Raw genomic sequence first — 13,337 nt, forward strand, 5'->3', positions numbered from 1 at the left:
TTGGTGCGGGTGCTGGGTGAGTCGGGTGTGTCGGCGCCGTTGTGGTGTGTGACGCGGGGTGCGGTGTCGGTGGGTGGGGCGGATGGCGCGCCGGTGGCTTCGCTGGCTCAGGTCTGGGGTCTGGGGCGGGTGGTGGCTCTGGAGCGGTCCCGGTCGTGGGGTGGTCTGGTGGATGTCCCGGTCCGACTCGGTGCGGAGGCCGGTTCGTGGCTGGTGCGGGTCCTGTCGGGTGCGACCGGTGAGGACCAGGTGGCGATCCGCGAGGGCGGCGCCCACGGCCGCCGACTGGTGCGCGCCGGACGGGGGGCCCGCAGCGGGTCCGCTCCGGCCGCGTCCCCGGACGTCTCCGGCACCACGCTGATCACGGGTGGCACCGGCGCACTGGGCGCGCACGTCGCGCGCTGGCTGGCCGGTCGTGGTGCCGAGGGGCTGCTGCTGACCGGACGGCGGGGCCCGGATGCCCCGGGCGCCCGTGAACTGGCCGCAGAACTGGAGCAACTGGGCACGAAGGTCACGATCGCCGCCTGTGACGCGGGTGACCGCGAGGCCCTCGCCCGGCTGCTCGACGAGCACCCCGTCAGCGCCGTCTACCATGCGGCGGGCGTGCTGGACGACGGGGTGGTGGAGTCGCTGACCGAGGAGCGGCTGGCCCGGGTGCTGCGCCCGAAGGCCGACGCCGCCGACCACCTCGACGAGCTGACCAGGGACCTGGACCTCTCGGCCTTCGTCCTCTTCTCCTCGTTCGCCGGCGCCGTGGGCGGCGCCGGGCAGGGCAACTACGCCGCGGCCAACGCCCACCTGGACGCGCTGGCCGAGCGCCGCCGCGCCGAGGGACTCCCGGCCACCTCCATCGCCTGGGGCTCCTGGGGTGGTTCGGGCCTCGCCACGGAGACCGAGGTCGTCACCGAGCGGCTCCGGCGGGGCGGTATGGTGCCGATGGCGCCCGAGTCGGCGATCGCCGCCCTGGAACAGGCACTGATCCGGGACGAGACCCACCTGGTCGTCGCCGCGGTGGACTGGGACCGCTTCGGACCCACCTTCGTCACCGGCCGGCCGAGCCCCCTGCTGTCCCAGCTCCCCGAGCTGCAGTCGCTCGCCGGGACGGCCGAGGACATGGAGACGACCGGCGGCGCCCTGCGGGACTCGCTGCGCGGCAGGACCGCCGCCGAGCGGGAGGAAGCCCTCCTCGCGCTCGTCCGGGGCCACGTCGCGGCCGTCCTCGGCCACGGCTCGCTCGAAGCGGTCGCCGTCAACCGCGCGTTCAGGGAAGCCGGCTTCGACTCGCTGACCGCCGTCGAGCTGCGCAACCGCCTCGCCGCCGCCACCGGGCTGACCCTGCCGGCCACCCTGGTGTTCGACCACCCGACGCCCGCGGCCCTCGCCGCGCACCTGGGCGCCGAACTCGCCGAGGACGGCCTCGCGGGGGGCGGCACGCCGCAGGAGGGCCTCGACCGGTTGGAACGCGCCCTGGAACAGCTCGGCTCCGGCTCGCCCGAACACACCCGGATCATGCTCCGCATGCAGGCCCTCGTCTCCCGGTGGCGGGACTCCGACGAGGAGCGGTCCGCCGGGTCCCCCGATTCCGAGGACTTCGACTCCGTCTCCGACGACGACCTCTTCGGCCTCATCGGCGAGAAGTTCGGCATCTCATGAACCGGCGTCCCGGGAACACCACGCCGATGAACGACCCACATCCCGCACCCAGCACTTCCCCGACGGAGAACCATCCCGTGTCCAACGAAGAAAAGCTCCGGTACTTCCTCAAGCGAGTGTCGACAGAGCTGGAGCAGACGCAGGAGCGCCTCCGGGACAGCGAGGGCCGGGACCACGAGCCGCTCGCCGTCATCGCGATGGGCTGCCGGTTCCCCGGCGGGGCGAACAGCCCCGAGGAGCTGTGGCGGCTGCTCGTCTCGGGCGGCGACGCCATGACCGGCTTTCCCACCGACCGGGGCTGGGACCTCCCGGCCCTGCTCTCGCCCGCCGCCGAGGGTGGCTCGCACGCGCGCCGGGCCGGCTTCCTGCCGGACGCTGCCGACTTCGACGCCGGGTTCTTCGGGATCTCCCCGCGCGAGGCCCTCGCCATGGACCCCCAGCAGCGGCTGCTGCTGGAGACCTCCTGGGAGGCCTTCGAACGGGCGGGCATCGACCCCGGGTCGCTGCGGGGCGGGCGAACCGGGGTGTTCGTCGGCACCAACGGGCAGGACTACGCCCCGGTGGCGATCAACTCCACCGACGACCTCGCCGGACACATCATGACCGGCAATGCCGCGAGCGTGCTCTCCGGCCGCCTGTCGTACGTGTACGGGCTGGAGGGGCCCGCCGTGACGGTCGACACCGCCTGCTCGGCCTCGCTGGTCGCGCTCCACCTCGCCGCCCAGTCCCTGCGGCGCCGGGAGTGCGGGCTCGCCCTCGTCGGCGGTGCCACCGTGATGTCCACGCCCACCCTCTTCACCGAGTTCAGCCGTCAGGGCGGTCTCGCCCGCGACGGCCGCTGCAAGGCCTTCGCGGCCACGGCGGACGGCACCGGCTGGGGCGAGGGGGCGGGCATCCTGCTGCTGGAGCGGCTCTCCGACGCGCGGCGCCACGGCCACGAGGTGCTGGCCGTGCTCCGCGGCTCGGCCGTCAACCAGGACGGCGCCTCGAACGGGATCACCGCGCCCAACGGTCCCTCGCAACAGCGGGTCATCGAACAGGCCCTCGGGAACGCCCGACTGACGGCCGACCAGGTCGACGCCGTGGAGGCGCACGGGACGGGCACCCAGCTCGGCGACCCCATCGAGGCCCAGGCCCTGATCGCCACGTACGGGCGTCAGCGGCCCGCCGACCGTCCGCTCTGGCTGGGCTCGGTGAAGTCCAACCTGGGGCACACCCAGGCGGCGGCGGGCGTGGCCGGGGTCATCAAGACGGTGCTGGCACTGCGGCACGGCGTACTGCCGCGGACCCTGCACGTCGAGGAGCCGACCCCGCAGGTCGACTGGTCGGCCGGCACCGTCCGGATCCTCACCGAGAACGTCGACTGGCCGCGGACCGACCGGCCGCGTCGCGCGGGCGTCTCGTCCTTCGGCATCAGCGGGACCAATGCCCACGTGATCCTGGAGGAGGCGCCCGCGGTCGAGCGGGCGGACTCCGGGGAAGCCGACGCGGCCTCGCCGCCGGGCCGGGCCGTGCCGATGGTGCTGTCCGCGCGGGACGAGGCCGGACTCCGGGCCCAGGCGGGCTCGCTGCGCGCCTTCCTCGCCGACCGTCCGGAGCTGACCCTCCCGGCCGTCGGCTACTCCCTGGCGACCGCCCGGGCCGTGCTGGACCGTCGTGCGGCGGTGGTGGCGGGGGACCGTGAGGGGCTGCTGCGGGGGCTGGAGGCCCTGGCGGAGGGGCGTCCGTGCCAGGAGGCGGTGGAGTCTGCCGCTTCTGCGGGCAAGCTGGCGTTCCTGTTCACCGGTCAGGGGTCCCAGCGGCTGGGGATGGGCCGGGAGTTGTACGGGATGTTCCCGGTGTTCGCGGGTGCGTTCGACGCGGTGTGTGCGGAGTTGGACGGGCATCTGGGCGGTTCGGTCCGGGATGTGGTGTTCGGTTCGGATGCCGAGGTGTTGAACCGGACGGTGTGGGCGCAGGCGGGGCTGTTCGCGTTGGAGGTGGCGCTGTTCCGTCTCCTCGAAGCCTGGGGTGTCACGGCGGATCTGCTGCTCGGGCACTCGATCGGTGAGGTCGTGGCGGCGCATGTGGCGGGGGTGTTCTCGCTGGAGGACGCTGCCGTGCTGGTGGCGGCGCGTGGCCGGTTGATGCAGGCGCTGCCTGCCGGTGGCGCGATGCTGTCGGTGGCCGTCACGCCCGGGACCGCCGCAGAGCTGCTCGCGGGCTCCGAGGGTTCGGTCGATGTCGCGGCGGTCAACGGCCCGCGTTCGGTGGTGCTTTCGGGCGATGCCGGGGCGGTCGAGGAGATCGAGCGGGTGGCGAAGGCGGCCGGTCACCGGGTCAAGCGTCTGTCGGTGAGCCATGCCTTCCATTCGCCGCTGATGGAGCCGATGCTCGCCGAGTTCGGCGCGGTCGTCAGCACCCTGAAGGCGGCCGAGCCGAGGATTCCGGTCGTCTCCAACGTGACCGGCGCCCTTGCCACCGCGGAGGAGTTGACCAGTTCCGACTACTGGGTGCGCCACGTCCGCCAGGCGGTGCTGTTCCACGACGGCGTGCGCACCGCGTCCGAGCTGGGCGCCACCCGTTTCGTCGAGCTGGGCCCCGACGGCGTGCTGACCGCCCTTGCCCAGGACTGCCTGAGCGAGGCCGACGGCCACGCTTTCACGCCCCTCCTGCGCCGCGACCGCCCGGAGGACCAGGCCGTAGCCGCCGCCCTCGGCGCCCTGCACTGCTGGGGCACCGCGCCCGACTGGCGGGCTGTGTACGGGGGTTCGGGTGCCCGCCGTGTGGACCTGCCCACGTACCCCTTCCAGCGTCAGCGTTACTGGCCCCGAACGGCCCCCGCCGCCGCCTCGTCCGCGCCGGCCGCCCCGTCCTCGGCCGATCTGCAGTACCGGGCCGTCTGGCAGCCCGTCGGCGACCCCGGGGCCGTCGCGTTCGACGGCACCTGGCTGGTGCTCGGGGCCGCGCGCGCCACGGTCGGCGCAGCCCTGGCGGAGCGCGGTGCCACGGTGATCAGCGCGGATCTGGCCGACGCGGCCCTGTCCCGCCGGGACCTGGCCGTACGGCTGCGCGAAGTCATCGGAGAGGAGGAAGAGTTGACCGGGGTCCTGCGGCTGCCGTCGGTCACCGGCGAGTCCGGGCTGACCGAGGTGCTGCTCCTGCAGCAGGCACTGGGCGACGCCGGGATCGACGCACCGCTGTGGTGCGCGACCACGGGCGCCGTGGCCGTCGGCCCGGCCGAGCGGCTCGCCGACCCGGCGCAGGCCCAGGTCTGGGGACTCGGCCGGGCGGCCGCGCTGGAGGCGCCGGGCCGCTGGGGCGGCCTGATCGACGTGCCGCAGACCTTCGACGAGGCCACGCTGGCCCGGCTGTGCGGCGCACTCACCGGAGCCGGCGGCGAGGACCAACTGGCCGTACGCGGCGACGGCCTGTACGCCCGCAGGCTGGTGCGCGCCCAGCGGGCGGCCGCGCCGGTCAACGAGTGGCGGCCGTCCGGTACGGTCCTGATCACCGGTGGCACCGGGGCGCTCGGTGGGCACCTCGCCCGTCGGCTCGCCGACCTCGGCGCCGAGCACCTGCTGCTGACCAGCCGCCGGGGCAGCCAGGCCGCCGGAGCCCGCGAACTCGTCGCGGAACTGGAGGAGCGGGGCGCCCGGGTCACCGTCGCCGCCTGCGACGTGGCCGACCGCGGTCAGCTCGCCGCCCTGCTCGCGACCGTCCCGGAGGAGTTCCCGCTCACCGCGGTGATGCACACGGCTGGCGTGCTCGACGACGGCGTGCTCGACTCGCTCACCCCGGACCGGCTCGCCACCGTGCTGCGGCCCAAGGTGGCGGCGACCCTCAACCTGCACGAGCTGACCCTGACCCACGAGCTGAGCGCCTTCGTGCTCTACTCCTCCTTCTCCGGTTCGGTCGGAGGCTCCGGCCAGGCCAACTACGCCGCCGCCAACGCCTTCCTGGACGCCTTCGCCGAGCAGCGCCGCGCCGACGGGCTGCCCGCGACCGCCATCGCCTGGGGCGCCTGGGACGGTGGCGGCATGGCCGCCGGGGAGGCGGTCGTGAGCGAGCGGCTCAGCCGCCACGGCGTGCGCGCCATGGCCCCCGGACGGGCACTCGACGGGCTGCAGCAGGCACTCGACCACGGCGACGCCTGCCTGGCGGTCGCCGACATCGACTGGGCCCGCTTCGCCCCGGGCTTCACCGCCGTCCGGCCCAGCCCCCTGCTGTCCGCGATACCCGAGGCGGCGCCCCGGCCCGCCGACGGCCCGGGACCGCGCGAGGCGCTCGCGACCCTGCCCGACGAGGACCGGCTGCCGGCCCTGCTCGACCTGGTCCGGAACCAGGCGGCCGCGGTGCTCGGCCACGGCAGCGCGGACAAGGTGGACGCCACCCGGCCGTTCCGTGACCTCGGCTTCGACTCCCTGATGGCGGTCGACCTGCGCAACGTCCTCGGCGCCGCCACCGGCCTCGCCCTGCCCGCGACCGTCGTGTTCGACCACCCGAACCCCCAGGCGCTGGCCAGGTTCCTGGACACCGAACTCGGCGGCACCGCCGTCACCCGGGTGCTCGCCGACCTGGTCCGGCTGGAGAGCGCCCTGCCCCGCCTCGACGCCGACGCCCTCGACACCGAGGTGCTGGGCCGACTGGAGGCCCTCCTCGCGGCCGCCCGCGCCGCCGCCGGGAGCCATGGACCCCACGGCTCCCACGAATCCGACGAATCCGCCGAGAGCCCCGTGCTGGACAGCGCGGACGACCTCTTCGCCTACATCGACCAGAAGTACGGAACCCGCTGAACATGAGCAACGAACAGAAGCTTCTCCAGTACCTCAAGCGGGTCACGGCCGACCTGGACGACGCCAACCGGCGCCTGCGGGACACCGAGGACCGCAGCCACGAGCCGATCGCGATCGTCGGCATCGGCTGCCGCTTCCCCGGCGGTGTGCGCTCGGCCGAGCAGATGTGGGACATGCTGGCGGCCGGGACCGACACCCTGGCGCCGTTCCCCGAGGACCGCGGCTGGGACCTCGCGGCCCTCTACGACCCGGACCCGGACAGGGCCGGCACCAGCTACGTCCGAGAGGGCGGATTCCTCGACGGCGCAGCCGACTTCGACCCCGCCTTCTTCGGCATCAGCCCCCGCGAGGCGCGGGCCATGGACCCGCAGCAGCGGGTGATGCTCGAAGTCGCCTGGGAGACCCTCGAAGGCGCGGGCCTCGACCCGACGGCCCTGCGCGAGAGCCGCACCGGCGTGTTCATGGGCACCAACGGCCAGGACTACGGCTCCCTGTTCGGCGGGCAGCCCCCCGAGGAGGGGCTGGAGGGGTACGTCGGCACCGGCAACGCCGCGAGCGTCCTGTCCGGCCGCCTCTCCTACGTGCTCGGCCTCGAAGGGCCCGCGGTCACGGTCGACACCGCCTGCTCCGCCTCCCTGGTGTCCCTGCACCTGGCCGCCGAGGCGCTGCGCCGTGACGAGTGCACCCTGGCGCTGGCCGGCGGTGTCACGGTGATGTCCACCCCGCGCGTCTTCGTCGAGTTCAGCCGCCAGCGCGGGCTCGCCTCGGACGGCCGCTGCAAGCCCTTCGCGGCCGCCGCGGACGGCACCGGCTGGGGCGAGGGCGCGGGCCTGCTCCTGTTGGAGCGGCTCTCCGACGCCAAGCGCAACGGCCGCCGGGTGCTGGCCGTCATCCGCGGCTCCGCGGTGAACCAGGACGGTGCCTCCAACGGGCTGACCGCCCCCAACGGCCCCGCCCAGCAGCGCGTCATCCGGCAGGCGCTCGCCAACGCGCGGCTGACCGCCGACCAGATCGACGCGGTGGAGGCCCACGGCACCGGCACCCGGCTCGGCGACCCGATCGAGGCGCAGGCGCTGCTCGCCACCTACGGCCGCGGGCGCTCCGAGGAGCGGCCGCTGTGGCTGGGCTCGGTGAAGTCGAACATCGGGCACACCCAGGCCGCGGCGGGTGTGGCGGGTGTGATCAAGATGGTCCTGGCGATGCGGCACGGTGTGCTGCCGCGGACGCTGCACGTCGACGAGCCGACCCCGCACGTCGACTGGTCGGCCGGCGCGGTCCGGCTGCTGGCCGAGGCCAACCCGTGGCCGGGCACCGACGCGCCGCGCCGGGCCGGCGTCTCCGCCTTCGGTGTCAGCGGCACCAACGCCCACCTGATCCTCGAACAGGCCCCGCTCGACGAGGAGTCGAACGAGCCGGCCGAGCCGACCGGCCCCCGGCCGTCAGCGGTGCCGTGGATCCTCTCCGCGAAGACGCCCGAGGCCCTGCGCGCCCGGGCGGAGCAGCTGCGCGCCCACGTCGAGGCCAACCCGGGACTGTCGGTCGCGGACCTCGCCCACTCGCTCACCCTGGCACCGCTGTTCGAGCAGCGGGCCGCCGTCACCGCGACCACGCGCGAGGAGTTCCTCGCGCGGCTGGCCGCCCTCCCGGAGGGCGTGACCGCCGTTTCCGGCAGGACGGCGTTCCTGTTCACCGGTCAGGGGTCCCAGCGGCTGGGGATGGGCCGGGAGTTGTACGGGATGTTCCCGGTGTTCGCGGGTGCGTTCGACGCGGTGTGTGCGGAGTTGGACGGGCATCTGGGCGGTTCGGTCCGGGATGTGGTGTTCGGTTCGGATGCCGAGGTGTTGAACCGGACGGTGTGGGCGCAGGCGGGGCTGTTCGCGTTGGAGGTGGCGCTGTTCCGTCTCCTCGAAGCCTGGGGTGTCACGGCGGATCTGCTGTTGGGGCACTCGATCGGTGAGGTCGTGGCGGCGCATGTGGCGGGGGTGTTCTCGTTGGAGGACGCTGCCGTGCTGGTGGCGGCGCGTGGCCGGCTGATGCAGGCGCTGCCTGCCGGTGGCGCGATGCTGGCGGTGGCGGTCGACCCGCAGACGGCCGGGGAGCTGCTCGCCGGTTGCGAGGGTTCGGTCGATGTCGCGGCGGTGAACGGCCCGCGTTCGGTGGTGCTTTCGGGCGATGCCGGGGCGGTCGAGGAGATCGAGCGGGTGGCGAAGGCGGCCGGTCACCGGGTCAAGCGTCTGTCGGTGAGCCATGCCTTCCACTCGCCGCTGATGGAGCCGATGCTCGCCGAGTTTGGCGCGGTCGTCAGCACCCTGAAGGCGGCCGAGCCCCGAATCCGGATCGTCTCCAACGTGACCGGCGCCCTCGCCACCGCCGAGGAGTTGACCAGCCCCGACTACTGGGTGCGCCACGTCCGCCAGGCGGTGCTGTTCCACGACGGCGTGCGCACCGCGTCCGAGCTGGGCGCCACCCGTTTCGTCGAGCTCGGCCCGGACGGCGTCCTGACCGCCCTTGCCCAGGACTGCCTGAGCGAGGCCGACGGCCACGCCTTCACGCCCCTCCTCCGCCGCGACCGCGAGGAGACCCTCGCGGCGATGTCCGCGCTCGGCGACCTCTTCACCCACGGTGTCGTCCCCGACTGGCCGGCGGTGTTCACCGGCCGCCGCGTCGACCTGCCGACGTACCCCTTCCAGCGCGGGCGCTACTGGACGACCGTCGACCGCGTGGGCGACGTCGCCTCCGCGGGCGTGCTCCCGGTCGGGCACCCGCTGCTCGGCGCGATGGTGGTGCTGGCGGACGACGACCAGGTCCTGTTCACCGGACGGCTGTCGGTGAGCACCCATCCCTGGCTGGCCGACCACGCCGTCTCCGGCACCGTCTTCGTGCCCGGAACCGCCTACGTGGAGCTGGCCGTTCGCGCCGGTGACCAGGTGGGCTGCGACCGCATCGACGAGCTGACCATCGAGTCCCCGCTCGTCCTGCCCGAGCAGGGCTCCGTCCAGCTCCAGGTCAGCGTCGGCCGCCCCGACGCGCAGGGCACCCGCCCGCTCAGCTTCCACTCGCGGCACGGCGACGAGCCCTGGACCCGGCACGCCACCGGCCGCCTGGGCCTCGCCACGCCCACCCTTTCCGCCGGAACCGCCGGAACCGCCGGCCTCACCGTCTGGCCCCCGCAGGACGCCGAGGAGGTGTCGATCGAGGGGCTCTATCCTCATCTGGCCGAGGCGGGCTTCGGCTACGGCCCGGCCTTCCAGGGGCTGCGCGCGGTGTGGCGGCGCGGCCAGGAGGTTTTCGCGGCGGTGGAGCTGCCGCAGGAGCGGGAAGCCGGCCGCTTCGCCCTGCACCCGGCACTGCTCGACTCGGCCCTGCACGCCGTGGGACTGGGCGAGTTCGTCACCGACAACCGGCCCAGCCTGCCCTTCTCCTGGTCCGGCGTCACCCTTCACGCGACCGGTGCGTCGGCCCTGCGGGTCCGGCTGTCCCCGGCGGGCTCCGATGCCGTCGCCCTGGATGTCGCGGACGCCACGGGCGCGCCCGTCGCCACCGTCGAGGAACTGGCCCTGCGCCCGGTGTCCGGGCAGCAGCACAGCGGCCGCAGCGACGCGCTGTTCCGCGTCGACTGGGTGGCCCAGCCGCTCCCCGAGGTAGTCGACCAGGCCCTCTGCCGGGTCGCTTCGGTCGAGGAGCTGCTGGCCCTCGACCCGGTGCCGGCCACCGTGCTGGTGTCCTGCGATCGGGTGGGCGAACTCCTCGCCGACGTCCACGGCGCGACCCACGGCGCTCTGGCCCTCCTGCAGGCCTGGCTGGCCGACGCCCGCCACCAGTCCTCCCAGCTGGTGTTCGTCACCCGTTCCGCCCTGGCCGTCCGGCCCGGCGAGGGGGTGAACGGCCTGGAGCAGGCGGCGGTCTGGGGCCTCGTCCGGTCGGCCCAGGCCGAGAACCCCGGCAGCTTCCGCCTGGTCGACCTGGACGGCGACGCCGATTCCGGCTCGGCCCTGGCGGCCGCCCTGACCCTCGACGAGCCGCAGCTCGCGCTGCGCGGCGGGCAGGCGTTCGCCCCCCGCCTCGCCCGGGCGACGGACACGCCGGAGCAGGCGTCCCCCTGGGACGGCGAGGGCACCGTACTGATCACCGGCGGCACCGGCGGGCTCGGCGGCCTGCTGGCCCGGCACCTGGCCCGGGAGCACGGCGTCCGGCAGCTGCTGCTGACCAGCCGCCGCGGACCGGCCGCCGAGGGCGCCGCCGAACTCGTCGAGGAACTCGCGGCACTCGGCGCCTCGGCCCGGGTCGTGGCCTGCGACGTCACCGACCGTACGGCGCTGGCCGAGCTGCTGGACGGCATCCCGGCCGAGCATCCGCTGGCGGCCGTGGTCCACACCGCGGGCGTGCTGGACGACGGGGTGATCGGCTCGCTGACCCCGGAGCGGGTCGACACGGTGCTGCGCCCGAAGGCGGACGCCGCCTGGCACCTGCACGAGCTCACCGAGGAGCGCGGGCTCTCCGCCTTCGTCCTGTTCTCCTCCGCCTCCGGTGTCTTCGGCGCCCCCGGCCAGGGCAGCTACTCCGCGGGCAACGTCTTCCTGGACGCCCTCGCCCAGTACCGCCGCGGCCTCGGCCTGCCCGCCACCTCGCTGGCCTGGGGCCTGTGGGCCGAGGGCAGCGGCATGGGCGGCCGGCTCGCGAGCGGCGACCGGGAGCGCATCACCGGCTCCGGCCTCGCCGCGCTCTCCGCCGCGGAGGGCCTGCGGCTGTTCGACCTGGCGCTGGGCACGGACGAGGCGCTGCTGGTGCCGACGCCCCTGGACCTCCGGTCGCCCGGCGGCCCGGTGGCGGTGCCCGCGCTGCTGCGGGGCCTGATCCGGGTTCCGGTCCGCCGTACCGCCGCCGCGGTGGCGGCCCCGGCGAACCGCACCGACTGGTCGGAGCGCACCCTGCTGGACCTCGTGCACACCCAGGTGGCCGCGGTCCTGGGCCACGCCGCCGTGGATGCGGTGGCCGTCGACCGGGCCTTCACGGAACTCGGTTTCGACTCGCTCACCGCCGTCGAGCTGCGCAACCGCCTCACCGCCGAGACCGGACTGCGCCTGCCCGCGACCCTGATCTTCGACCACCCCAGCCCGGCGGCCCTGGTCCGGCACCTGTGCGCCGAGCTCGTCGGGGAGCCCGCCCGGGATGCCGCGGCCGAGCGGCCCGCCGTCCCGGGCGGCCCGGTCGACGACGACCCGGTCGTGGTCATCGGCATGGCCTGTCGCTACCCGGGCGGCGTCCGCTCGCCCGAGGACCTCTGGGACCTGGTGGCGGCCGGCCGCGACGGCATCGGTGCCTTCCCCGAGGACCGCGGCTGGGACCTGGACGGACTGTTCGACCAGGACCCGGACGCGCCGGGCCGCTCGTACGTCCGCGAGGGCGGCTTCCTCCACGAGGCGGGCGAGTTCGACGCGGGCTTCTTCGGGATCTCGCCGCGCGAGGCCCTCGCCATGGATCCGCAGCAGCGGCTGCTGCTGGAGACCGCCTGGGAGGCCTTCGAGCGGGCCGGGCTCGACCCGACCTCCGTCCGGGGCACCAGCACCGGCGTGTTCGCCGGCGTCATGTACCACGACTACGCGAGCGGCCTCGGCGAGGTGCCCGAGGGCGTGGACGGCTACCTCAGCACCGGCAACGCGGGCAGTGTGCTGTCCGGCCGCATCTCCTACGCCCTCGGACTGGAGGGCCCGGCCGTCACGGTCGACACCGCCTGCTCCTCCTCCCTGGTCACCGTGCACCTCGCGGCGCAGGCCCTGCGCCAGGGCGAATGCTCGCTGGCGCTCGCCGGAGGGGTGACCGTCATGGCGACGCCCACCACCTTCGTGGAGTTCTCCCTCCAGCGCGGGCTGGCCTCGGACGGCCGCTGCAAGTCCTTCGCGGCCTCGGCGGACGGTACCGGCTGGGGTGAGGGCGTGGGACTGCTGCTGCTGGAGCGGCTGTCGGACGCGCGGCGCAACGGGCACCGGGTGCTGGCGGTGATCCGTGGTTCGGCCGTCAACCAGGACGGCGCGTCCAACGGTCTGACCGCCCCAAACGGCCCCGCCCAGCAGCGGGTGATCCGGCAGGCCCTCGCCCAGGCCAAGCTGACCTCCGACCAGATCGACCTGGTCGAGGCACACGGCACCGGGACCAAACTGGGGGACCCGATCGAGGCGCAGGCGCTGCTCGCCACCTACGGCCGGGAGCGCCCCGAGGACCGCCCGCTGTGGCTGGGCTCCCTCAAGTCGAACATCGGGCACACCCAGGCGGCGGCCGGTGTCGGCGGCATCATCAAGTCGGTGATGGCCATCCGCGGCGGCCTGATGCCCAGGACCCTGCACGTCGACGAGCCGAGCCCGCACATCGACTGGTCCTCGGGCGCGGTGTCGCTGCTGACCGAGGCCCGGCCCTGGGAGACCGCCGGTGAGCCCCGCCGTGCGGCGGTGTCCTCCTTCGGGATCAGCGGCACCAACGCCCACGTCATCGTGGAGCAGGCGCCCGCGGACCCGGCCGCCGAGCCGGCGGGCGAGGCCCCGGCCCCGGTCCTGCACGACACGGCGCTGCCCTGGGTCCTCTCGGCGAAGTCCGCCGAGGCGCTGCGCGCCCAGGCCCGCGAACTGGCCGCCCATCTGGAGGCGCACCCGGAGCGGTCCGCCGCGGACGTCGGACTGTCCCTGGCGACGGCCCGTACCGCCTTCGAGCACCGGGCCGCCGTGGTGGCGGCCGACCGGGAGGGGTTCCTCCAGGGCCTGGCCGCGCTGGCCGCCGCGGAGCCCGTCGAGCACCTCGTCACGGGGAGCGCCCGTACGGCTGCCAAGCCGGTGTTCGTGTTCCCGGGTCAGGGGGCGCAGTGGGTGGGGATGGCGGTGGAGTTGGCGGGGGTGTCGCCGGTGTTCGCTGCGCGGCTTT

General features: G+C 74.7%; 3 protein-coding genes. All 3 read left to right on the plus strand.

Annotated features, from left to right (window positions below; genetic code table 11):
* Nucleotides 1-168 precede the first annotated feature (168 nt).
* Nucleotides 169-1,653 (plus strand): SDR family NAD(P)-dependent oxidoreductase, encoded by a 1,485-nt coding sequence (locus ACIRVF_RS42570; RefSeq protein WP_402830525.1) that lies wholly within the window; start codon nt 169-171, stop codon nt 1,651-1,653.
* A gap of 26 nt (nt 1,654-1,679) precedes the next feature.
* On the plus strand, nt 1,680-6,428 hold the full coding sequence (locus ACIRVF_RS42575; RefSeq protein WP_402830526.1) for a type I polyketide synthase: 4,749 nt from the start codon (nt 1,680-1,682) through the stop codon (nt 6,426-6,428).
* The coding region (locus ACIRVF_RS42580) for a type I polyketide synthase (RefSeq protein ID WP_402830528.1) at nt 6,425-13,337 on the plus strand (6,913 nt) is incomplete at its 3' end. The genes ACIRVF_RS42575 and ACIRVF_RS42580, both read left to right, overlap by 4 nt.

The sequence above is a fragment of the Kitasatospora sp. NPDC101157 genome (assembly GCF_044768255.1).
Classification (GTDB): Bacteria; Actinomycetota; Actinomycetes; order Streptomycetales; family Streptomycetaceae; genus Kitasatospora.

Coding starts and splice junctions, on each gene's coding strand:
- ACIRVF_RS42575 (WP_402830526.1), top strand. CDS start 1,680: ATGAACGACCCACATCCCGCACCCAGCACTTCCCCGACGGAGAACCAT.